The organism is Ruegeria sp. YTSA168, from assembly GCF_059610045.1.
In genome coordinates this window covers 48,147-68,963 of record NZ_JBXWMW010000008.1, presented here as the reverse complement: position 1 = coordinate 68,963, position 20,817 = coordinate 48,147, and the positions used below count along the sequence as shown (strand labels likewise).

Here is a 20,817-nt window from a genome sequence, read left to right as displayed (position 1 = left end):
CCCGTGGCTTTAATCAGTTGCGGGCAGTTTCGCGTTGATCGCGGCCAGGGCCTGGTTCAAAGCGGCCTCGATGCTCAGATCTGTGGTATCCAACATCACGGCATCTTCGGCCGGTTTCATCGGCGCTGTGCTGCGCTCAGCATCGCGCGCATCGCGTTCTTTCACATCCGCCAGAACCTGATCACGGGTCACCTCAGTGCCTTTGGCCTGTAGTTCAAGGAAGCGTCGCTCGGCCCGAACCTCTGCGCTTGCCGTGACGAACAGTTTCACTTCGGCATGCGGGCAAATCACGGTTCCGATGTCGCGTCCATCGAGAACCGCGCCCCCTGCCCGCCGAGCAAAGGCGCGTTGGAAATCAACAAGCGCCGCGCGAACCTCGGGGATCACAGCGACTTTCGAAGCAGCCTGAGCGATCTCAGCTGTGCGCAGATCGCCCTGATCCAAATCCTCAGCCGTCAATGTCTGCGCGGCTTCCACCGGATCCACGCCCAGCAAAGTATGGCGCCCGACCGCGCGGTACAGCAACCCCGTATCCAGATGCGCAAATCCAAAATGCGCCGCTGCTGCCTTTGAGATCGTGCCCTTTCCCGCCGCCGCCGGGCCATCAATCGCAACGGTGAAGCTGTAGGTCATCGCCCAGCTCACCGGTTGTTTCTGACAAGCCGCGCCCCAAGGCCCGCCATCAAAGGCTCGAAAATGGGGAACGATGTTGCGATTGGTCCTGCATCATCAACGGTTACTGGGGTCTTGGCCCCCATTCCAAGGATCATAAACGACATGGCAATGCGGTGATCCAGAAAGCTCTCGCAGGTTTTGCCGCCGGGCACGTTCCCGATGCCCAGCCCTTCAACCGACCACCAATCATCGCCTTCTTCCACGGTGACGCCGTTCGCGCGCAGGCCAAGGGCCATCGCGTCGATCCGATCGCTTTCCTTCACGCGCAGCTCCTTAACGCCGCCCATCATCGTGGTGCCGGTTGCGTTGGCGGCCACAACGGACAGAACCGGATATTCATCGATCATCGAGGCGGCGCGTTCGGGTGGCACCTCGATCCCCTTCATGTTGGGCGAATACTTCGCACGCAGATCAGCGACGGGTTCGCCGCCTTCTTCGCGCTCGTTCTCATAAGTCAGATCAGCCCCCATCTCGCGCAGCGTGGTAAACAGACCCGCTCGGGTCGGGTTCAAGCCAATACCCGGCACCAGCACGTCTGAGCCGGGCGTGATAAGCGCCGCACAAACCGGGAAAGCCGCGCTGGAAGGGTCGCGTGGCACGGCAATGACCTGCGGCTTCAACTCAGGGCGACCGGTCAGAGTGATCACCCGCCCTTCATCCGTGTCCTCAACGGTGATTTCGGCCCCGAAACCCGCCAGCATCCGTTCGGAATGATCGCGGGTGGCTTCTTTCTCAATCACCACGGTTTTGCCGGGCGCATTCAGCCCCGCCAGCAACACAGCAGATTTGACCTGTGCAGACGGCACCGGCACTTCGTAGCGCACCGGAACAGGCTCAGCGGCGCCCACGATTGTCATCGGCAAGCGCCCTCCCGAGCGGCCCACAGATTGCGTGCCAAACAAGGCAAGCGGATCAGTAACTCGCGCCATAGGGCGTTTGTTCAGGCTGGCATCCCCTGTGAACGTGGCCGAGATCGGACAGGTTGCCATGGCGCCCATGATCAGCCGCACACCAGTGCCTGAATTGCCGCAATCGATCACCTGATCGGGTTCTGCAAAACCACCGACGCCCACGCCATGGACCGACCATTCGCCACCCCCGTGGTCTGTCACCTCGGCCCCAAAGGCACGCATCGCCTTGGCGGTGTCCAGAACATCCTCACCTTCCAGCAGGCCGGTGATCCGTGTCTCACCCACAGCCATCGCCCCCAAGATCAGCGACCGATGCGAGATCGACTTGTCGCCAGGCACTTCGGCCGTGCCTTGCAGCGGGCCGCTGGGATGCGAGGTCATCGGGATGGGCGTGCCGTGTCCGGACATGGGGGCTCCTGTTTTCGCTATCAGTCCTCTGGCCGATTATCGAATTGGGGGCGCAGGGTCCAGCGCCAAAGCCCTAGACTGCAGGCCTGTTTCTTCGATTCTGTGCAAAACACCCGATTTACGGTATACTGAAGCCATTCATCTCAATTGATTTATTTTATCTGTCAAAGCTTAGGATTTTATCATGAACAGATCACCCAACATGTTGGAGCGCGGACCAACGCAGCTTTTCCACCCCGTTGACCCCACGCGCACAGAAAGCAAACTGGAACAACGGCTGGCGTTTCTGGTCGGATTGGTCGCTTTTGGCCTGCCCATTGTTCTGGCAGCCGGGGCCGTTTTCGGAGAAAGCTGTTTCCGCGACAGTATCAGCCATTTCTACTATGCCCAGTTTCTTGGCACAATCTTCGTCGGCCTGCTGTATTTCATTGGCGGTTTTCTGATCGCTTATACCGGTGATACATTTTTCGAAGACACTCTCAGTAGCGTTGCAGGTGTCGGAGCGTTCATTGTCGCCTCAATCCCGACACTCGGCACCGGGTGCGAGGGTCAGGAAACCTTCCTGTCCCGCGTCTTTGTAGAAGTCACCAGCGGCCCGCCAATCACCGTCGCAGAGGCGCCGCATCAGGGATTTTTCAACCTCTTCAGCACTGCCAGCAACTGGCATTTGATCGCGGCTGGCATCTTATTTATCTATCTGGGCCTCTACTGCCTGATCGTACTCAAACGTGTGGTCCCCGAGCGGCACGAGAAAAACGGTGTTCTGATCGACAGCAAACGCAAACGCAACCGGTTGTACACGATCTGCGGGATCACTATTCTGGCCTGCGTTGCCGCTCTCTACATCAAGGACAAGTTCGGGACAGACTTCGTCGACTGGTGGAATAGCCTGAACCTAACCTTCTTCGTCGAAGCCATCGCCCTATGGGCCTTTGGGATCGCATGGTTTGCCAAAGGGCGTACCTTCCCCAGCCTGAACGACGCTTAGCCCAACCGTCGGAAGGTCAGATAATGCGGGGTCCTGCCTTCGCGCAGGGCCTTTTGCTCATAACGGGTTGAAATCCAGTCCCCCCACGGCTCGCGCCAATCCGCGGGCCGGTCCGCCAGCCATTCGAAGCCAGCGCGCGGAACCTCTTCCAGAGTTTGACGCACATAGTCGGGGATGTCAGTCGCGACCCGAAAGATCGACCCCGGCTTAAGCGCCCGCGCCATTGGTTCCAGATGCTCGGGCGTGACAAAGCGGCGGCGGTGGTGCCGTGTCTTGGGCCATGGGTCAGGGTAAAGCAGGAAAGCGCGCGAGATACTGGCCTCGGGCAACACATCAAACAGGTCGCGTGCATCGCCGGGGTGAACGGCAAGGTTCTGAACTCCCGCCTTGCGGATTTTCCCCAGCAACATCGCAACGCCGTTGATATAAGGTTCGGCTCCGATAATCCCGATATCCGGGTTGGTTGCGGCCTGATGTACTAAATGCTCACCACCGCCAAAGCCGATCTCAAGCCAGACATCCTTGCCGCCGAACAGGGCATCAAGGTCCAACGGATGGCGTTCCGGGTTGGCATCCCAGTCCACTTCCCCCGGCGACAAAGCATCGAGGTCTTCGTTCAGATACGTCTTCTGGCTTTGCTTCAGGGTCTTGCCCTTGAAGCGACCGTAAAAGTTTCTGCGGGGACGTTGGGGTGTTTGGGTGCTCATGACCGTGCCCTTACTGCGCAGAGGGCACCGGTTCAAGGGCGGTCATGTCAGAGGTGGGGTCAGCTCGCCCCCCTTCAGGCATTTTCAAAGAGAAAAGAGCGCGCCCGTCAGGGCGCACCTTTGGATCACGGTCGTTAGACGGCCTGTTTCAAGGCGTCGGTCAGATCGGTGCGTTCCCAGCTGAAGCCGCCATCCGCATCCGGTTCGCGACCAAAATGGCCGTAAGCGGCAGTGCGCTGATAGATCGGTTTGTTCAACTGCAGATGTTCGCGGATGCCGCGCGGGGTCAAATCCATGACTTGGCCAACCGCTTTTTCGATCTGCGCATCCGGAAGCTGGCCGGTCCCATGGGTGTCTGCATAGATCGACAGAGGCTTAGACACCCCGATCGCATAGCTCAGCTGGATCGTGCAGCGTTCGGCCATACCGGCGGCGACCACGTTCTTGGCCAGGTAACGCGCGGCATAGGCTGCAGAACGGTCCACCTTGGTTGGATCTTTGCCCGAGAATGCACCACCACCATGGGGCGCAGCACCGCCATAGGTGTCGACAATGATCTTACGACCAGTCAGACCCGCATCCCCATCCGGGCCGCCAATGACGAATTTTCCGGTAGGGTTCACGTGCCATTCGGTCTCGGACGACAGCCAGCCATCAGGCAGAGTTTCTGCGATGTAGGGCTCGACAATTGCGCGAATGTCATCCGAGCTCAGCGCCTCGTCCAGATGCTGGGTCGAAAGCACGATCGAACTCACACCAACAGGCTTGCCGTCGCGGTACACCACCGACAGCTGCGATTTTGCGTCCGGCCCCAATGCAGGCTCTGTCCCGTTCTTGCGGACCTCGGCCAGACGCCGCAGGATCGCGTGCGAATACTGGATCGGCGCAGGCATCAGCGCAGGGGTTTCTGTGGTGGCGTAGCCGAACATGATGCCCTGATCGCCGGCACCTTCGTCCTTTTCACCAGAGGCATCCACACCCTGAGCGATATGGGCTGATTGTTCGTGCAGCAGGTTTGTCACTTCGACCGTTTCGTGATGAAACTTGTCCTGCTCATAGCCGATATCTTTGATACAGTCGCGCGCAATCTGGTCGATGCGGCCCATATAGTCATGCAGCTTTTCCTGATCGGACAGACCTACTTCTCCACCGATGACGACACGGTCGGTGGTCGCAAAGGTTTCGCACGCCACGCGCGCTTCGGGTTCTTCATTCAGAAATGCGTCAAGGACGGCATCCGAGATACGGTCACAAACCTTATCCGGGTGCCCTTCGGAAACTGATTCCGAAGTGAAAGTATAGTTCTGTCTGGACATAAAATTGCTCCATTAAGATTTCTCCGCCACGTCAGGAAGCCGTTGTGACAGGTTTTGCGGAGATACGCGCCTTGCTACTCCGGGTCAATCGGTAATTCGGTGCGCCCCCGATAGGCCAAGAAGCAAGACCCGGCGAACAGGAACAATACAAAGATCAGAACCGGGTTATCTCCAAAACGCGAATAGACCGTCGGTGCGTGCGGCGCAGGCAGCATGGCATCCACGAATCCCGCTTCGCCCAACGGTAATGCCTGTGTGATTTGGCCCAGCGGGTCGATCATAGCCGAGACACCGGTATTGGCGGATCGCATCAGCGGCAAGCCCTGCTCAATGGCCCGCATTTGAGCCTGCGCCAGGTGCTGATAGGGCCCTGAGCGGGTGCCAAACCACGCATCATTGGTGATCTGCAATAGGAAATCAGCCCGATCCGGGGCGCCATTGACGTCTTGTGGAAACACGGCTTCGTAGCAAATCAACGGTAAAGCGCGGCCCAACTTTCCGGCTTCCAACAGGGACGGGCCGGGCCCGGCGCTGAACCCGTGGCCGGTCGTGGCGGCCAAGCCATGAACGCCGAAACGCCCGAGCAGATCGCCAAACGGGACGTATTCCCCAAACGGGGCAAGATGATGTTTGTCGTACACCCCCCGCTGCACACCGGTTTCATCTAGATAGATCAGCGAGTTGAAAATCTGCAACCCATCCGCGCGCTGAATGCCGAACACGACAGGCGTGCCCTGCGCCGCGCCAGCAATCGTTTCCAACAATGGACCCGCGCGGCTCAACCAGGCTGGCACCGCTGTTTCCGGCCAAACGATCAGATCGGGCCGTGGTGCAGCGGCGGTAAACTCGATCTGACGCGCAAAGAACAAAGACGCGTAATCCGGATCCCATTTCTGATGCTGCGGCGCATTGGGTTGCACCAGCCTTACGACATTATCGGTCTGCTCCACGGCGGGTCTGATACCTGCATAGACAAACGCGAAAACCACGCTGGCGATGGCAAAAACACCCGGAGCAACAAAGCCTTCCCCGCGCGCCAGCGCCGCCCCCAAGGGCAAAGTCACCAACAGTGTAAGCGCGCCCAAACCATACGGCCCGATCAAAGACAAAAGCTGCGCCACAGGTGTATCGACCCAGATCTGTGCAAAGCCCGCCCACGGAAACCCGGTCAGCACATAGCCGCGCGCGAACTCAGCAAGCGACAAAGTCAAAGCCAGCAAAACGGCCTGCCGCATGCCTGTGCCGTGAATCCGACGGGCGGCCCAAAACGCCGCGACCCAAAACGACGCAAGCCCACCTGCCATAAACACCAAAGCAAAGGGGGCCATCCAAGCGTGGCGCTCGGGGTCCACCTGAAACGGTTCAACAATCCAGCCCAGCGCATGGGCGAAATAGCCGGTCGCAAAGGCCCATCCCAAAAGCCCAGCGCGCCGACTGGTCTCGGAGGCCAGAAAGAGCGGCGCAATCAGAACCAAAGCAACAAGCGTCGCGCCCCAATACCCGAATGGCGCCAGGCCAAACGCACCCAGCGCGCCCAGTGCTGCCGCTAAAATGATCCTCAGGCTGAGTGGCCAGCCCCGGACAAGGGTCATGCAGTCAGTTCCGGCAACATGACACGCAAACGCTTGATGCGACGCGGATCGGCATCGATCACTTCGAACTCGGGACCTTCTGGGTGCAGCACAACTTCACCCCGTGTCGGAACACGGCCCGACAGCATGAAGACCAGACCACCCAGAGTGTCGATCTCTTCTTCGTCCACATCCTCGTGACTGGTGAGAGAGCATCCGATTTCAGTTTCAAAATCTTCCAGCGGAGCACGCGCCTGAACAACGTAACAGCCTGGCTTTTCCTGGAACCATAGCTGATCTTCGTCAGCGTCATGTTCATCGGCGATTTCACCGACGACCTGTTCGATCAGGTCCTCGATGGTCAGCAAGCCATCAACGCCACCATACTCATCGATCACCAATGCCATATGCCGACGTTCGGTCTGCATCTTTGTCATTAGAACACCGATCGGCATCGACGGCGGCACAAACAGCAATGTGCGCAGCATGGAGGTCAGATCAAACTCAGCCGAACCGCCGTTGAATCCATGAGTAAGCGCAAAATCCTTGAGGTGAACAAACCCCAGAGGCGTGTCCAGTGTGCCTTCATAGACTGGTATGCGCGACAGACCGCTGTCCCGAAAGACCTGCGCTAGCTCATCTTTGGTGATGGTAGAAGGAACCGAAATGATCTCGGCCGTAGGGATCGCTACATCTTCGACCCGCATCCGGCGCAGATTGATCATTCCACGGGGTTGAGCGGCCGTGGTCTCTTGTCCGTTCACCACCTCTTTCTGATCATCATTCTGACCAGAAAATGCGTCAAATATCCTTGAAAAGAAGCTGCCCTTCTCTTCGATTTCAATGCTGCTGTCCTGTGGTTGCGCGCTATGCGCCGCCCTAGAACTGCCGTCTGTGTCGCCCATTATCCTGTTCCAATAGTCCGGGTGAATGTACCCGCTTCATCCATTATATGGGTTATCGATACCCATTTTGCCAAGTATCTTGACCTCAACAGCCTCCATCAGGGTGGCATCAGGGTCACGAATGTGATCATAGCCCAACAAATGCAACGTACCATGAACGATCAGATGCGTCACATGATCGGTCATTGGTTTGCCCGCATCGGCTGCTTCGCGGACACAGGTTTCATAGGAAATCGCAATATCACCCAGCGCAATTTCACCCGTGAAATCCGGTTGGGGCACGTTGGGCGTAGCGCCTGCCGTTTCCGGGGACAGATCCTCGGCAGGCCAGCTTAATACATTGGTCGGGGCAGGTTTGCCGCGAAACTCAGCGTTCAGTTCGGCGATGCGGATATCATCACAGCCCAACAGGCTGACTTCGCATATCTCAGGGTCGAGGCCCCGAAAGCGCAGAACCTCGGCAATGACTTCTGTGGCAAGACGTTCCAAATCGTGCCAGCGCGAATCTTCAATGGTTAGTTCCAGGTTCATTTCACCAGTCCAAGGCCCATTGCAAGGCCCTGGTTCTAACCCGTCTCACGGCCTGCATCGGCCTCATACGCTTCGATGATCGCGGCGACAAGCGGATGGCGCACAACATCCTTGGACGTGAAGTAGTTGAAGCTGATATTCGGGATCGTCTTTAGCAAACGTTCGGCATCTGCCAGCCCCGACTGAACCCCGCGCGGCAGGTCAACCTGCGACCGGTCACCGGTGATGACCATGCGGCTGCCTTCCCCCAGACGGGTCAGGAACATCTTCATTTGCATGGTCGTGGCATTCTGCGCCTCATCCAGCACTACAAAGGCATTTGCCAATGTGCGGCCCCGCATAAAGGCCAGCGGCGCAATTTCGATTCGCTTTTCTTCGATCAGTTTCGCCAGTTGTTTGCCCGGCAGGAAATCATTCAGCGCATCATATAGCGGCTGCATGTAAGGATCGACCTTATCCTTCATATCGCCCGGCAGGTAGCCCAGCTTTTCACCCGCCTCGACGGCTGGTCGGCTTAGGATGATCCGGTCCACATGGCCGCCGATAAACATCGACACGCCAACTGCTACGGCCAAATAGGTCTTACCCGTGCCCGCTGGGCCAATCCCAAAGGCCAATTCATTGTTGAACAGCGACTGCACATAAGCCTTCTGCGCATCGGTGCGCGGCTCAACCAGCTTCTTGCGGGTCTTGATCTCGACCGAACCGCCCTTGAACATCTCAAGCTGATCACCGTCACGACTGCCGGTATCCTGCTCAGCATTGCCCATGCGCAGCTCGCGATCCACATCCGCAGCTTCGACGTCGCGCCCCCCTTCCAAACGCGTATAGAGTGCCTGAAGCACCTCGATGGCGTTTTTCTGGGAATCTTCGTCACCCATGACAACCAGTTGATTGCCCCGACGCACGATTTGCACGGACAGCTTTTGTTCAATCTCGGTCAGGTTTCGATCATATTCGCCGCAAAGATCGATCAGCAATCGGTTGTCTGGAAACTCTACAAACGCCTCGCGCGCGGGCATTTCATTTGGCGGTGGGGTTAGGGCACCGGTGGCCAATCCGTTCTCCTGTCTTGGCGTTGCACCCTGAGCGTAGACAAGATTTCTTGGTAGGCGCAAGCCACAGATTTAAAATTTCCGCCCAAGTCGACAAAACCGCCTACCAACCGATTTGCGATCGCCAGGAAATGTGCGTCAGAACGTGTAGTTCAGACCAAATCTGAGGCCGCGATATCCCGGCGTCGACTTGGTCGAAAAGCCCGAGCCGAATTCAACCGTCTTGGATTCGAACTGGACATATTGATACTCGCCCGTGATCGACCATTTGTCGTTCAATTTATGCTCGGCCCCGATGCTTGCGGTGTACCCACCGCGATGATCCGAATCTTCGAAAAGCCGGCTGGAGAAGGTCGAGGAGATGCTACTGGTCGTATCAACCTTGCCCCAGATGTATCCAACACTGACAAAGTACAGCACCCGACCGCTGCGGTTTGTCAGACCGTTGCGCAGTTGCACATAAAACACGTCAGAGATTTCGGTTCTGCCTGTCACAGTGTCGTCACCGATCTGGGTCGAGACCGTATCGCTTAGATTTCCAACGTCATACCCCAGTTCGAATCCGTACACATAATCGCGGCCAAGGCTGGTCGGAACGACACCGCGCCATCCCCCCCGCAGGCTGAAATAGCCACCGCGGATATCCTGACCACCGATATCGAATACACCGGCGGGGGTTCTCAGACCGAAACGGTCGCTTCCGTTTGCGCCATAACCGGCGCCGAACCCAAGATAGAAAGCGCTGACATCACGGCTAAATCGCTCGGCGCTAAGCACATCGGGTTCCGCAACCTCGCCCGTTCGATCAGCCGCCAGCGATGAGCTGGCAAAAAGCACAGAAACACAAGCAACCCGTACTGCGCGCCAAAGGCCCGATCTGTTCAATCCCCGAATAATTTCCACTCGTACCCTCCATCACGCGCTGACCACGTTTTCGGGGCAGCGCAACATACGGCTTTTCAGATGCTCAGATAAACGCCGAACACATGGTTAGCATTGGTCCGAACATAGTTCTAAGCCATAAATCAAGGGTAAATTTTGGAAACAAAACCCATAACTGGTGCCTTATCAGCGGTCAATCGCCGAACGAGAGTAGCTCTCCTGCCAGTGAATTTGCACCCGAATCGGTGATGCGTACCTCTCGCAGATCGCCAACTTCAATCCCGGGGGCCTTAACGTGGACCGAGTGCAGATATTCAGATTTACCAACCATTTGCCCTTCGAGACGACCGGTCTTTTCGAACAGAACGCGCACTGTGCGGCCCACCATCGAATCCTGAATCTCGCGCTGATGCTGGGTGATCAGGGCCTGCAGTCGCTGTAGGCGGTCATCTGCAGCATCCGGATCAACCTGCGCCCGTTCCGCGGCTGGTGTGCCCGGGCGGGTCGAATATTTGAACGAATAGGCATAGCCATATTTGACTTGCTCAACCAAATTCATCGTCGCCTGAAAATCCTCTTCGGTCTCTTCCGGGAAACCGACGATGAAATCGCCCGACATTACGATATCCGGGCGCGCCGCGCGGATACGTTCGATCAGTCGCAGGTAGCTTTCGGCGGTGTGGCTACGGTTCATCCGCTTGAGAATCCGGTCCGAGCCGGATTGCACAGGTAAATGCAGGTACGGCATCAGTTTGTCGCAGGTACCATGGGCCTCGATCAGGTCATCGGCCATGTCATTGGGATGCGATGTGGTGAACCGGATGCGTTCCAGCCCATCGACCTTGTTCAACTCCCAGATCAGAGAGGCCAAAGTCATGTCTCCGTTCGGACCCGCGCCGTGATAGGCGTTCACATTCTGGCCCAACAAGGTGATTTCGCGCACACCGCGTTCCACCAGATCCTGCGCTTCGCGGATGATCCGATCCGCCGGGCGGCTGACCTCGGCCCCACGCGTATAAGGCACAACGCAGAAAGCACAAAACTTGTCGCAGCCTTCCTGCACTGTCAAAAACGCAGTCGGGCCGCGCTTGGCCTTGGGGCGGTTCTTGAGCTTTTCGAACTTGTCCTCTTCGGGGAAATCCGTGTCCAGCGCTTTGGCCCCGGTACGGGTCTTGGCCTCCATTTCGGGCAGGCGGTGATAGCTTTGCGGGCCGACCACCAGATCGACCAACGGCTGGCGGCGCATGATTTCCCCGCCTTCAGCCTGTGCCACACATCCTGCAACACCGATCTTCAGATCGGGTTTCTCAGCCTTCAGCCCTTTGAAGCGTCCAAGTTCGGAATAGACCTTCTCGGCCGCCTTTTCCCGGATATGGCAGGTGTTCAGCAGAATCATATCCGCATCATCGGCTGACTTGGTTTCAACATAGCCCTGCCCGCCCAGTGCTTCGGCCATACGTTCACTGTCATAGACATTCATCTGACAGCCATAGGTCTTGATAAACAGCTTCTTGGGTTCGGACATGGGGCGGGCCTTTGCATTCGCTGGATCGGCGTCATCTATACGCTTCGAACGCCGCTTGCAATGTGGGCGCATTTACCTGAATTTGGCAGGACTTTCCAGCAGGCACAAATGAACGCGCGATGATCTACGATTCCTTGGACAGTTTCCTGAAATCCGGCCAAACCGCCTTGCCCAAGGGACCGGTCGCTCTGATCTTTGCCGAAGATGATGTCGAAGTTGAAAGCACGCTGCACCATCACTTGTCACTTGGATTTCAATCCGTCGTTGCATTCATGCCAGCCGAGTTCGACTTGAGCGAGGAGCTCAGCGCGCGGGTTCATCGGGTTACGTTCAATTGCGCGCCCAGATCGGTCGTATTCGACGCGTTGAACCACATCATCAAAGCGGCTCCAAGCGTCTGGATGTACTACTGCTACAACGCTGAATACCTGTTCTATCCGTTCTGCGAAACGCGCAGCATCGGTGAGATACTCGCCTTTCACACCGAGGAACGCCGCAGCGCGATGCTGTGCCATGTTGTCGACCTTTACGCCGATGATCTAGCCAAGTTCCCAACCGGTGTCGCACCGGACCATGCCATGCTCGACAGAACAGGTTACTACGCACATGCACGCCACGACACCTCAGGACGGCCCCTGGAACGCCAGTTGGATATGTCGGGTGGCCTGCGGTGGCGGTTCGAGGATCATATTCCCTACGACCGTCGCCGGATCGACAGGATCGCCCTGTTCAAAACGCAGGCCGATTTGCTTATTCAACCGGATCACACGTTCAACCTGCCGGAATACAACACCTATTCCTGCCCGTGGCATCACAACCTGACGGCTGCTATCTGTTCATTCCGCGCTGCCAAGGCACTGAAAAGCAATGCCGGGTCGACCTTTGACATCCCCAGTTTCCGCTGGAGCCATTCTGTGTCTTTCGAATGGCATTCTCGACAACTGATGGATTTAGGCCTGATCGAACCCGGCCAGTGGTTCTGAAGCTAGCGTTGCAGCAGAACAGGAAACCAATCCTCGCGCAGACGCTGACCCGGCACCATCTCATGCCCCGGAAACGGGGGAGAGGTCGGGCCGGGGCGTTCCACATACCGCGCATCATCACCGACCAATCGTAGCGAGAATGCCCGACGGCGGCTATCCGACTGGTTGCCCCGCGCGCCGTGCAAGGTGCGATAGTTAAACGCCACAGCATCCCCCGGCTCCATCTCGAACTCGACCACTTTCATACCTTCGGCATCCGGGTCGGGCACGGGGATGTATTGGCCTTCATCCGCAAAGAACCCCTCTTCCGAGACCCAGCGGGTCGGCAGCACCTCTTTCTCCCAGCGATGCGATCCGGCAACGCAACGCAGCGTGGCCTGTTTCACCGCATCCAGCGGTGACCAGAAGCTGATCGTTTGCTGCCCTTCGACAAAGTAATACGGCCCGTCCTGATGCCACGGCGTCGCCATCGAAGTTCCGGGTTCTTTGACCAGAACATGATCATGAAACATCTGCACAGTTTGCGACTGCATCAGATCAGCAGCCACAGCAGCAGCCGGAGAGGTCTTGATCACCTCCTGAAACTGGGGGATTCGGGTCCAGTTGCAATAATCATCGAAGAATAGGCCGGTTTGGCCTTCTTTCTTGTTTTCCGACGCATAAGGCCCCGGCGCGTCCATATTGGCTGCCACACCTTCGCGCAGCTGTTCGACGTGATCGGCAAACAGCCCTTTGACCAAGACAACGCCCTCACTCTGATAGGTGTCGATCATCTGCTGCGAAACAAGAGGGTGCGGCATGTCAATCTCCGTTCGGTTACCTTTGAATGCGTCGGTTAGAGACCACCCAGGCATTCTGTTCAAATCATATCTTTCGAAGATATAATTAGCCTCATGTTATATATTTCACTGCGCCAGTATGAATATGTATGCGCGATCGCGCGGCAGGGCAGCCTGTCTGCAGCCGCCCAGGCGCTAAATGTCTCGCAACCCGCGCTGTCCAACGCGCTGACACGGGTCGAATCACATCTTGGATACCCACTGTTCGTTCGCAAGCGCGGGGCCGCCATGGTTTCAACCCCGCAGGGTCGCCGCTTTGTCGAACAGGCCGAAGGGTTGTTGAGTGCTGCTGCACAGATTGAAAACCCTGGGTCCGTTCCGCAAGGTCTGGATCAGTTAACTGTAGGCTGCTTCGTCGATTTGGCCCCGTTCCACCTCGCACCCGCCCTGCGCTGTTTGCACGCGACGCTGCCAAATGTTTCGGTGTCTTATGCGGTCGAAGATTTCCAGGGATTACTGGACAGCTTGATCGACGGTCAGATCGACCTCGCCATTACCTATGATCTGGGTATGGATGCCGGTTTTGTGCGGCAAAAACTGTTCGATAGCGTCCCGCAGGCATTGCTATCGCCAAAACATCCGCTGGCTGAGGCACGTCAGGTTACGCTGACCGAATTGGCGAACGAACCGCTGATCCTGTCAAGCGAAGGGCTGTCTGCACAACACATACTGGGCCTCTTTAGAGGTCATGGGTTAAACCCAACAGTCAGACACCGGGCCGCCACGCTTGAGATTCAGCGCAGCCTCGCCGCACATGGTGAAGGGGTGGCCATCAGCTATGCCAGCCCAAAGAACGCACTGAGCTACGACAACAAGAGCCTTGCAAGCCTGCCCATCGCCGATAAGGACGCAGCCGAAGCCGTCGTGCTGGCGCGTCACGGCACCGGGCCTGTCGACGCAACAACGCAGGCTGCAGAACGCGCGCTACTTGATCAAATGAAGGATCTATAGATCAGGTGGTTTTCTTGCGCAGACGGATCACCACATCAACCGATGCGATCTCGACACCTTTGGGGGCCTCTGGCAGGCGCTGGATCACCAGTTCCTCGGACGGGGCATCGCTGAGCCGACCTTCATCTTCCCAAAAGAAATGAGGGTGATCATGCGTATTGGTGTCGAAATAGCTTTTTGATCCGTCCACCGTGATCTCTTGCAGCACGCCTGCATCGCAGAACGCGCGCAAGGTGTTATAAACGGTCGCAAGCGACACAGAGTCGCCTTTGGTTTTGGCAGATTCAAACAGGCTTTCTGCTGTGACATGGCGATGGCGGCCATCGCCGATCAACAGCTCGGCCAACACCACGCGCTGACGCGTTGGGCGCAGCCCAGCGCCTTCCAACCAATTGGTCGCTATTTTTCGGCTCTGAGGTGTCATGAATCCGATACCTGTTCTTGCTGCCTTATATATAGGGGTGCTCTTACCCGGATTTCAAATGAAATTCATTCGCAATCAGCCATGTGCCGCAACATCTTGCGGCCCGCGCTCTTGCAGGACCTTGCATACGGGTGCTAGGTGAGGCCAGATATAACGAACGGACCCAAGGCAGGAGAGGCGGCAGAATGGCCCAGTTCCCGAGCAGTTTTGACAAAGACGATCTGCTAAAATGTGCTCGTGGCGAATTATTTGGCCCTGGCAATGCACAACTGCCTGCGCCACCCATGCTGATGATGGATCGCATCACCGAAGTGTCGGCGGATGGCGGGGCCCATCGCAAAGGCCACATTCTGGCTGAATTCGATATCACGCCCGACCTTTGGTTTTTTGACTGCCACTTTCCCGGAAACCCGATTATGCCCGGATGCCTAGGGCTGGATGGCTTGTGGCAATTGACAGGCTTTAATCTGGGCTGGCGCGGCTGGCAGGGGCGCGGCATGGCCGTGGGCGTGGGCGAGGTCAAGCTGACAGGTATGGTGCGCCCGGACCGTAAGATGTTGACCTACAAGATCGATTTCAAAAAGGCGATCCAGACCCGCCGCCTGACCATGGGCGTCGCAGATGGTATCGTCGAAGCGGACGGCGAAATGATTTACGACGTCAAAGACATGAAAGTTGTTCTGTCGGACGCCTAAGGCGGACCAGCCTGAGATAAGGAGCACGCACATGCGTCGAGTAGTTGTCACCGGTCTGGGGATCGTCTCCTCCATCGGGAACAATGCCCAAGAGGTTCTGGCCTCACTTAAGACCGGTAAATCCGGCATCGAAGCCAATGAGCAGATGGTCGAACATGGCTTTCGCAGTCAGATCGCCGGGTCGCTGAAAATCGACGTGGCCGAGCATGTGGACAAGCGTACCCTGCGTTTCATGGGCCCCGGCGCAGCCTATGCCCATATCGCCATGAGCCAGGCAATTGCAGATTCCGGGTTGGGCGAAGACCAGGTGGTCAACCCGCGCACTGGCCTGGTGGCCGGTTCCGGCGGGCCATCCACAAGCGCCATGCTGACGGCGCATCAGACAGTTCTGAAAACTGGTGCCACCAAGCGGATCGGGCCCTTTGCGGTTCCCAAATGCATGTGTTCGACGATTTCAGCCAACCTCGCTACCGCGTTCAAGATCAAGGGGATCAACTACTCGATCACCTCTGCCTGTTCGACCTCGCTGCACTGCATAGGCAACGCAGCGGAACAGATCATGCTGGGCAAGCAGGACGTCATGTTCGCAGGCGGCGGCGAAGAGCTGGATTGGACCCTGTCCTGCCTGTTCGACGCAATGGGTGCGATGTCATCGAAATACAATGACACGCCTGAAAAAGCCTCGCGCGCATTTGATGAAAACCGCGACGGGTTCGTAATTTCCGGCGGTGGTGGTATCGTCGTGTTGGAAGAGCTGGATCACGCCCTAGCCCGTGGTGCAAAAATCTATGCTGAAGTGACCGGCTATGCCGCCACCTCGGACGGCCATGATATGGTGGCCCCATCCGGCGAGGGCGGTGAACGCGCGATGCGTCTCGCTCTGGCGACTGTCCCAGAAGGCCGCAAGGTCGGTTACATCAACGCACACGGCACCTCGACCCCGGTCGGGGACGTGGGTGAGGTCGAAGCCGTGCGCCGCATCTTTGGCGAAGGCAATGTGCCACCAATCTCATCGACCAAATCGATGACCGGCCATGCGCAGGGGGCTGCAGGCGCGCTTGAGGCGATCTTCTGCCTGCTGATGCTGGACAATGATTTCATTACGCCGTCGATCAATGTCGACACATTAGCCGAAGGCATTCTGCCCGGTGAAATTGCAACAGAAACAGTTGAAAACGCAGGACTGGACAGTGTCATGACCAACAGCTTCGGCTTTGGCGGCACCAACGGATCCATGGTTCTGTCGAAATATAACGGGTGAATGTGATGTCGGATCTTCTAAAGGGAAAACGCGGCCTGATCATGGGCGTCGCCAATGATCGCTCGATTGCGTGGGGCATTGCCAAAGCCATGCACGAAGCAGGCGCGGAACTGGCATTCACCTATCAGGGCGAGGCATTCGGCAAGCGGTTGGAACCGCTGGCCCAAAGCCTTGGCAGCGATTTCATGGTGGATGCGGATGTCACCGATGACGAGTCTTTGGATCGTGCGTTCGGAGAGTTGGCCGAGCGCTGGCCAACCATCGATTTCGTGGTCCACGCCATTGCCTATTCGGACAAATCCGAACTGACGGGCCGGTTCCTGAACACCACGCGGGCCAACTTCAAACACTCGATGGATGTCTCTGCATATTCCTTCATCGAAGTCGCGCGCCGCGCCTATCCGATGATGAAGGACAATGGCGGCTCGCTGTTGACACTGACCTATCAGGGCTCAAACCGCGTTGTCCCGAACTACAACGTGATGGGTGTTGCCAAGGCTGCACTGGAGTCTGCGACCCGCTATCTGGCCAATGATCTGGGCCCCGAAGGTATCCGCGTAAACGCCATTTCACCCGGCCCGATGAAAACGCTGGCAGGCGCGGCCATCGGCGGTGCGCGCAAGACCTATAAGTTCTGCGACCAAAATGCCCCTATGCGTTCGAACGCGACGCTTGAGGCGGTCGGCGGAACAGCGGTCTACCTGACATCGGATGCAGGCGCCTGCACATCGGGCGAAATCATCCGTGTGGATGGCGGTTTTCACGTGCTCGGAATGCCACAACCCGATTTCATGTGACCATATCTTTCCCTGACGCCGCCCAGATTTAACCATCTTTCAGCGTCAGGGTTTGCGATATGAGTAAACTTGACCAGATCATCGCAAGCAATGCCCGCACGGCCCGGCGCAAATCCGGCTTTCTGAGCCAGCGCGCCCGTATCCTGCTTTTGACCCTGACCACGTTGCTGGTGCTATTTGTGTTCTTCACACAACCTCCAGTGCGCAGCGCCATCGAAGCGTTGATCGGATAAGGGCAAAGCCGGGTTCATTGCGTTCAAGAACATCGCAGGCCCGTGCAGGTCCTGCGATGGTACTGCGTAGATTTCAACCGTTCTGACTGAAACACTCGGATCGATCTTCAATTACACTAGTTGATTGAGGCAACCTCAATCTCGAAAATCAAATCCTGACCAGCCAGCGGGTGATTGGCGTCCAGCGTTACGGTCGCGTCATTTGCGTCAACAATCGTGACCGGCAAAGCCTGACCATCCGGTGTCTGCATTTGCAATTGTGTCCCGGGGTCCTGCGGGATGTCATCCGGAATACCCTCGCGCGGTATTTCCTGGCGCATGGCAGGGTTGATCGGCCCATAGGCATCAACGCAGGCAATCTCGACCCGTTTCTTATCGCCCACGGCAAGGCCGGGCATCGCGCTATCAAGCCCCGGGATGATCTGCCCGGACCCCACAACAAACTCCAGCGGATCGCGCCCGTCCGAGCTGTCGAAGACAGTACCGTCCAGCAGCGTACCGGTATAGTGGATGCGAACCCTGTCGCCTTGTTTGATGTCTGTCATTTGGGGCCTCCGGGCCGATAAGTGTGTGAACCGCCCACCCTAGGGGCCTACACAATGATGTAAACCCTTCGCCCTTTCATGCCCTGCCCTCTTATGCCAACTTGCGCAGAAATGTCGGAGGCGTAGATGACAATCACAACCTGTATTTTTGATGCCTATGGCACATTGTTCGACGTCGCCGCCGCCGCCCGTCAGGCCGCGTCCGAGCCAGGCTTTGAGGCGCTGCGCGACACCTGGCCCGAGGTCGCGGGACATTGGCGTTTGAAGCAGCTCCAATACACCTGGCTTCGGGCCGTCGCCGATGCGCATGCCGATTTCTGGGATGTCACGCAGGATGGTCTGGATTGGGCGCTAGAGGCCGCCGGGCTGCAAGGGGACGCCAAGCTGCGCCAACGCCTGCTGGATCTGTATTGGGAGCTACAGGCCTACCCCGAGGTTCCGGACATGTTGAAGGCCTTAAAAGACGGCGGACTGCAAACCGCGATCCTTTCCAACGGATCTCCGCCAATGCTGGACGGGGCTGTTGAATCTGCCGGGATTGGCGACCTGCTGGATGATGTTCTGTCCGTCGAAAGCGTTGGTGTCTTCAAGCCACATGTTCGGGTCTATGATTTGGTGCAGCAACGGTTCGGCTGCGCCCGAGAAGAAGTGTTATTCGTCAGCTCGAATGGTTGGGATGCCGCTGGCGCCAGTGGTTATGGCTTTGTCACCGCATGGGTAAACCGCGCAAACGAGCCGATGGATCGTCTGCCTTGGACACCGGCGCATGTGCTGGCGGACCTGACCACGATCCCTGATCTGGCGGGGGTTTGATGCCTGATTTTCGAACATCAGACGGCAGACGCCTGTATTTCCAACAATCCGGCTCTGGTGATCCTTTACTGTGTCTGTCGGGTTTGACACGCAACAGTGGTGATTTCTCGTTTGTTCAGCCCCACCTGAATGGCATGCACCTCATCATGATGGATTACCGCGGACGCGGGCGATCAGACCATGATCCAGACTACATGAACTACAACATCTTCCGTGAATCACTGGACGCGATTGACCTGTTGGATCATTTGAACTTGCCCAGAACAGCAATCCTGGGCACATCGCGTGGCGGATTAATCGCCATGGCCCTTGCCGCCAGCCACCCCGAACGGCTGACCCAAGTGATCCTGAATGATGTTGGGCCCGTGATCGAACCGGCAGGCATCGCCAAGATCATGGATTATGTTGGCAAAGAACCCGCCTCAAAAACCTATGAACAGGCGGCACATGCGCTGAAATCAGGGATGGCAACACAGTTCCCTGATGTTCCATATGACAGATGGCTGGCACAGGCTAAGGTTCAGTACAATGCCACAGCTGACGGTTTGACACTGCGCTATGACCCTGCCCTGCGCACCGCGTTGCTGGAACAGGCTGCAACCGGAGCGATCCCCGATATGTGGATGTTCTTCGAAGCGCTAAACGGCATCCCAACCGGCGTGTTGCGCGGTGCAAACTCGGATGTTCTAAGTGCGGAAACCCTGGCTGAGATGCACCGACGCCATCCCGGTTTGACCTCAACCGAAGTTCCGAACCGGGGGCATGTTCCGTTTCTGGACGAACCTGAATCTTTGGCCCTCATACACAAGGTATTGAGCAAAACATGAGCAGTATTGAACTGATCGAAGCCGCCGCAGACCGATTGCTCGGGCATGTAAGGGAAACGCCCGTTCTAACCTCACCCTTTCTGGATGACATCGCGGGCCGTCGCGTTTTGGTTAAACCCGAATGTCTACAACATACCGGCAGTTTTAAGTTTCGCGGCGCATGGTCGGCGATATCTGTGCTGAACCCCGAGCAGCGACAGCGTGGTGTCATCGCCTATTCCTCGGGCAATCATGCGCAGGGCATCGCAATGGCGGCCTCGAAACATGGCGTTGCGTCGGTGATCGTGATGCCGTCGGATGCTCCACAATTGAAGATCGACAACACGCGCGCTTTGGGTGGCGAAGTGGTCCTCTATGATCGGTCCAGCGAAAGCCGTGAGGAGATTGGCGAGGCTTTGGCCGCTGAACGAGGCCTGACCCTTATCCGGCCCTATGATGAACCTCAGGTTATTGCCGGCCAGGGTACAGTTGGCCTTGAACTCGCGCGACAGGTCGAAGCGTTCGGTGTTGAAAAGGCAGATGTTCTGGTATGCTGCGGAGGTGGTGGGTTGACCTCGGGTATCGCTCTGGCATTGGAAAAACACGCACCCGGCCTGCGCGCCCGACCGTGCGAGCCGGACGGGTTTGACGATGTCAAACGCTCATTGGCCAGCGGTCGGATACAGAACAACACCGCCTCGTCCGGCAACATCTGCGATGCGATCCTCACCCCGCAACCGGGCGAGATCACCTTTCCCATTCTCCAACGGCTCTGCGGACCGGGCCTTTCGGTAACCGAGGATGAGGCGCTTGAGGCCGTGGCTTTGGCATTTCTGCGCCTGAAAATCGTATTGGAACCCGGTGGTGCCGTTGCGCTGGCCTCGGCCCTGTTCCGCAAGGATGAGATTGAAGGTGACGATGTGGTGGTGGTTGCATCCGGCGGCAATGCCGATCCGAATGTGTTTGCCAAAGCATTGGAGCGGTTAAACGCATAGT

23 protein-coding genes and 1 riboswitch are annotated in these 20,817 nt (G+C 57.4%); of the genes, 10 read left to right on the top strand and 13 right to left on the bottom strand.

What is annotated here, in order from left to right:
* Positions 1 to 9: 9 nt before the first annotated feature.
* Together cmk and aroA are read right to left on the bottom strand one after the other, a co-directional pair.
* Complete coding sequence (cmk, locus tag AC2FFE_RS14700) at positions 10 to 633, bottom strand: (d)CMP kinase (RefSeq protein ID WP_496846990.1); 624 nt, start codon at positions 631 to 633, stop codon at positions 10 to 12.
* Between the two features lie 8 nt (positions 634 to 641).
* Positions 642 to 1,994 carry a 3-phosphoshikimate 1-carboxyvinyltransferase gene (aroA, locus tag AC2FFE_RS14695; protein WP_496846989.1) on the bottom strand — a complete coding sequence of 451 codons (1,353 nt, stop codon included), beginning with the start codon at positions 1,992 to 1,994 and terminating at the stop codon, positions 642 to 644.
* Positions 1,995 to 2,178: 184 nt separating this feature from the next.
* Here aroA and AC2FFE_RS14690 point away from each other — a divergent pair, with 184 nt between their 5' ends.
* The gene (locus AC2FFE_RS14690; protein ID WP_496820005.1) at positions 2,179 to 2,982 is read left to right on the top strand and encodes a hypothetical protein; all 804 of its coding nucleotides are present in this window, start codon (positions 2,179 to 2,181) and stop codon (positions 2,980 to 2,982) included.
* Here AC2FFE_RS14690 and trmB read toward each other — a convergent pair.
* The 8 genes from trmB to miaB all read right to left on the bottom strand — a co-directional run bounded on the left by trmB (position 2,979) and on the right by miaB (position 11,474).
* Positions 2,979 to 3,689 carry a tRNA (guanosine(46)-N7)-methyltransferase TrmB gene (gene trmB / locus AC2FFE_RS14685; RefSeq protein ID WP_496846988.1) on the bottom strand — a complete coding sequence of 237 codons (711 nt, stop codon included), beginning with the start codon at positions 3,687 to 3,689 and terminating at the stop codon, positions 2,979 to 2,981. The two genes, AC2FFE_RS14690 and trmB, sit on opposite strands and share 4 nt — an antisense overlap.
* Before the next feature lie 134 nt (positions 3,690 to 3,823).
* Complete coding sequence (gene metK / locus AC2FFE_RS14680) at positions 3,824 to 5,005, bottom strand: methionine adenosyltransferase (protein WP_496820007.1); 1,182 nt, start codon at positions 5,003 to 5,005, stop codon at positions 3,824 to 3,826.
* 5 nt (positions 5,006 to 5,010) lie between these two features.
* Positions 5,011 to 5,059: riboswitch (SAM-SAH riboswitch) on the bottom strand.
* Between the two features lie 20 nt (positions 5,060 to 5,079).
* Positions 5,080 to 6,597, bottom strand: coding sequence for an apolipoprotein N-acyltransferase (gene lnt, locus AC2FFE_RS14675; protein ID WP_496846987.1), 1,518 nt, complete (start codon positions 6,595 to 6,597; stop codon positions 5,080 to 5,082).
* Complete coding sequence (locus AC2FFE_RS14670; protein ID WP_496820010.1) at positions 6,594 to 7,481, bottom strand: hemolysin family protein; 888 nt, start codon at positions 7,479 to 7,481, stop codon at positions 6,594 to 6,596. The genes lnt and AC2FFE_RS14670 overlap by 4 nt, the downstream gene beginning before the upstream one ends.
* Positions 7,482 to 7,517: 36 nt before the next feature.
* On the bottom strand, positions 7,518 to 8,012 hold the full coding sequence (gene ybeY, locus AC2FFE_RS14665; RefSeq protein WP_496820011.1) for an rRNA maturation RNase YbeY: 495 nt from the start codon (positions 8,010 to 8,012) through the stop codon (positions 7,518 to 7,520).
* Positions 8,013 to 8,047: 35 nt separating this feature from the next.
* Positions 8,048 to 9,070: a PhoH family protein gene (locus tag AC2FFE_RS14660; RefSeq protein ID WP_353012261.1), complete on the bottom strand. Its 1,023-nt coding sequence runs from the start codon at positions 9,068 to 9,070 to the stop codon at positions 8,048 to 8,050.
* Between the two features lie 135 nt (positions 9,071 to 9,205).
* On the bottom strand, positions 9,206 to 9,970 hold the full coding sequence (locus tag AC2FFE_RS14655) for an outer membrane protein (protein WP_496820012.1): 765 nt from the start codon (positions 9,968 to 9,970) through the stop codon (positions 9,206 to 9,208).
* 172 nt (positions 9,971 to 10,142) lie between these two features.
* Positions 10,143 to 11,474 carry a tRNA (N6-isopentenyl adenosine(37)-C2)-methylthiotransferase MiaB gene (gene miaB / locus AC2FFE_RS14650; RefSeq protein ID WP_496846986.1) on the bottom strand — a complete coding sequence of 444 codons (1,332 nt, stop codon included), beginning with the start codon at positions 11,472 to 11,474 and terminating at the stop codon, positions 10,143 to 10,145.
* Positions 11,475 to 11,593: 119 nt separating this feature from the next.
* Between miaB and AC2FFE_RS14645 the strand changes: the two genes are divergently transcribed.
* Positions 11,594 to 12,457 carry a hypothetical protein gene (locus AC2FFE_RS14645; protein WP_496820014.1) on the top strand — a complete coding sequence of 288 codons (864 nt, stop codon included), beginning with the start codon at positions 11,594 to 11,596 and terminating at the stop codon, positions 12,455 to 12,457.
* Between the two features lie 2 nt (positions 12,458 to 12,459).
* Here AC2FFE_RS14645 and AC2FFE_RS14640 read toward each other — a convergent pair whose 3' ends face one another.
* Entirely contained in the window at positions 12,460 to 13,257 is a 798-nt protein-coding gene (locus tag AC2FFE_RS14640; RefSeq protein ID WP_496820015.1) for a phytanoyl-CoA dioxygenase family protein, read from the bottom strand.
* A gap of 93 nt (positions 13,258 to 13,350) precedes the next feature.
* Between AC2FFE_RS14640 and AC2FFE_RS14635 the strand changes: the two genes are divergently transcribed.
* The gene (locus AC2FFE_RS14635; RefSeq protein WP_496846985.1) at positions 13,351 to 14,247 is read left to right on the top strand and encodes a LysR family transcriptional regulator; all 897 of its coding nucleotides are present in this window, start codon (positions 13,351 to 13,353) and stop codon (positions 14,245 to 14,247) included.
* Position 14,248: 1 nt separating this feature from the next.
* Here AC2FFE_RS14635 and irrA read toward each other — a convergent pair whose 3' ends face one another.
* On the bottom strand, positions 14,249 to 14,671 hold the full coding sequence (gene irrA, locus AC2FFE_RS14630) for an iron response transcriptional regulator IrrA (protein WP_496820017.1): 423 nt from the start codon (positions 14,669 to 14,671) through the stop codon (positions 14,249 to 14,251).
* A gap of 185 nt (positions 14,672 to 14,856) precedes the next feature.
* Here irrA and fabA point away from each other — a divergent pair, with 185 nt between their 5' ends.
* From fabA to AC2FFE_RS14610, 4 genes are read left to right on the top strand one after another with little or no spacing between them, the layout of a single operon-like run.
* Entirely contained in the window at positions 14,857 to 15,366 is a 510-nt protein-coding gene (gene fabA / locus AC2FFE_RS14625) for a bifunctional 3-hydroxydecanoyl-ACP dehydratase/trans-2-decenoyl-ACP isomerase (RefSeq protein ID WP_496846984.1), read from the top strand.
* A 31-nt stretch (positions 15,367 to 15,397) separates the two neighbouring features.
* Complete coding sequence (gene fabB / locus AC2FFE_RS14620) at positions 15,398 to 16,627, top strand: beta-ketoacyl-ACP synthase I (protein ID WP_496846983.1); 1,230 nt, start codon at positions 15,398 to 15,400, stop codon at positions 16,625 to 16,627.
* A gap of 5 nt (positions 16,628 to 16,632) precedes the next feature.
* Complete coding sequence (locus AC2FFE_RS14615) at positions 16,633 to 17,424, top strand: enoyl-ACP reductase FabI (protein ID WP_496820021.1); 792 nt, start codon at positions 16,633 to 16,635, stop codon at positions 17,422 to 17,424.
* 59 nt (positions 17,425 to 17,483) lie between these two features.
* On the top strand, positions 17,484 to 17,657 hold the full coding sequence (locus AC2FFE_RS14610) for a hypothetical protein (RefSeq protein ID WP_170531201.1): 174 nt from the start codon (positions 17,484 to 17,486) through the stop codon (positions 17,655 to 17,657).
* Positions 17,658 to 17,773: 116 nt separating this feature from the next.
* Here AC2FFE_RS14610 and AC2FFE_RS14605 read toward each other — a convergent pair whose 3' ends face one another.
* Entirely contained in the window at positions 17,774 to 18,202 is a 429-nt protein-coding gene (locus AC2FFE_RS14605) for an FKBP-type peptidyl-prolyl cis-trans isomerase (RefSeq protein ID WP_496820022.1), read from the bottom strand.
* Between the two features lie 126 nt (positions 18,203 to 18,328).
* On the opposite strand from AC2FFE_RS14605, the gene AC2FFE_RS14600 reads away from it, so the two are divergent.
* Genes AC2FFE_RS14600 through AC2FFE_RS14590 form a run of 3 tightly spaced genes read left to right on the top strand, consistent with a single transcriptional unit; the run spans position 18,329 to position 20,816 of the window.
* Positions 18,329 to 19,015, top strand: coding sequence for a haloacid dehalogenase type II (locus AC2FFE_RS14600; RefSeq protein WP_496846982.1), 687 nt, complete (start codon positions 18,329 to 18,331; stop codon positions 19,013 to 19,015).
* Positions 19,015 to 19,842 carry an alpha/beta fold hydrolase gene (locus AC2FFE_RS14595; RefSeq protein ID WP_496820024.1) on the top strand — a complete coding sequence of 276 codons (828 nt, stop codon included), beginning with the start codon at positions 19,015 to 19,017 and terminating at the stop codon, positions 19,840 to 19,842. The genes AC2FFE_RS14600 and AC2FFE_RS14595 overlap by 1 nt, the downstream gene beginning before the upstream one ends.
* Entirely contained in the window at positions 19,839 to 20,816 is a 978-nt protein-coding gene (locus tag AC2FFE_RS14590; RefSeq protein ID WP_496846981.1) for a threonine ammonia-lyase, read from the top strand. The genes AC2FFE_RS14595 and AC2FFE_RS14590 overlap by 4 nt, the downstream gene beginning before the upstream one ends.
* The last annotated feature ends 1 nt before the right edge of the window (position 20,817 follow it).

Excerpts from the sequence above, each read along its gene's own strand:
- cmk (WP_496846990.1), bottom strand. The coding sequence starts at position 633 with ATGACCTACAGCTTCACCGTTGCGATTGATGGCCCGGCGGCGGCGGGA.
- aroA (WP_496846989.1), bottom strand. The coding sequence starts at position 1,994 with ATGTCCGGACACGGCACGCCCATCCCGATGACCTCGCATCCCAGCGGC.
- AC2FFE_RS14690 (WP_496820005.1), top strand. The coding sequence starts at position 2,179 with ATGAACAGATCACCCAACATGTTGGAGCGCGGACCAACGCAGCTTTTC.
- trmB (WP_496846988.1), bottom strand. The coding sequence starts at position 3,689 with ATGAGCACCCAAACACCCCAACGTCCCCGCAGAAACTTTTACGGTCGC.
- metK (WP_496820007.1), bottom strand. The coding sequence starts at position 5,005 with ATGTCCAGACAGAACTATACTTTCACTTCGGAATCAGTTTCCGAAGGG.
- lnt (WP_496846987.1), bottom strand. The coding sequence starts at position 6,597 with ATGACCCTTGTCCGGGGCTGGCCACTCAGCCTGAGGATCATTTTAGCG.
- AC2FFE_RS14670 (WP_496820010.1), bottom strand. The coding sequence starts at position 7,481 with ATGGGCGACACAGACGGCAGTTCTAGGGCGGCGCATAGCGCGCAACCA.
- ybeY (WP_496820011.1), bottom strand. The coding sequence starts at position 8,012 with ATGAACCTGGAACTAACCATTGAAGATTCGCGCTGGCACGATTTGGAA.
- miaB (WP_496846986.1), bottom strand. The coding sequence starts at position 11,474 with ATGTCCGAACCCAAGAAGCTGTTTATCAAGACCTATGGCTGTCAGATG.
- AC2FFE_RS14645 (WP_496820014.1), top strand. The coding sequence starts at position 11,594 with ATGATCTACGATTCCTTGGACAGTTTCCTGAAATCCGGCCAAACCGCC.
- AC2FFE_RS14640 (WP_496820015.1), bottom strand. The coding sequence starts at position 13,257 with ATGCCGCACCCTCTTGTTTCGCAGCAGATGATCGACACCTATCAGAGT.
- AC2FFE_RS14635 (WP_496846985.1), top strand. The coding sequence starts at position 13,351 with ATGTTATATATTTCACTGCGCCAGTATGAATATGTATGCGCGATCGCG.
- irrA (WP_496820017.1), bottom strand. The coding sequence starts at position 14,671 with ATGACACCTCAGAGCCGAAAAATAGCGACCAATTGGTTGGAAGGCGCT.
- fabA (WP_496846984.1), top strand. The coding sequence starts at position 14,857 with ATGGCCCAGTTCCCGAGCAGTTTTGACAAAGACGATCTGCTAAAATGT.
- fabB (WP_496846983.1), top strand. The coding sequence starts at position 15,398 with ATGCGTCGAGTAGTTGTCACCGGTCTGGGGATCGTCTCCTCCATCGGG.
- AC2FFE_RS14615 (WP_496820021.1), top strand. The coding sequence starts at position 16,633 with ATGTCGGATCTTCTAAAGGGAAAACGCGGCCTGATCATGGGCGTCGCC.
- AC2FFE_RS14610 (WP_170531201.1), top strand. The coding sequence starts at position 17,484 with ATGAGTAAACTTGACCAGATCATCGCAAGCAATGCCCGCACGGCCCGG.
- AC2FFE_RS14605 (WP_496820022.1), bottom strand. The coding sequence starts at position 18,202 with ATGACAGACATCAAACAAGGCGACAGGGTTCGCATCCACTATACCGGT.
- AC2FFE_RS14600 (WP_496846982.1), top strand. The coding sequence starts at position 18,329 with ATGACAATCACAACCTGTATTTTTGATGCCTATGGCACATTGTTCGAC.
- AC2FFE_RS14595 (WP_496820024.1), top strand. The coding sequence starts at position 19,015 with ATGCCTGATTTTCGAACATCAGACGGCAGACGCCTGTATTTCCAACAA.
- AC2FFE_RS14590 (WP_496846981.1), top strand. The coding sequence starts at position 19,839 with ATGAGCAGTATTGAACTGATCGAAGCCGCCGCAGACCGATTGCTCGGG.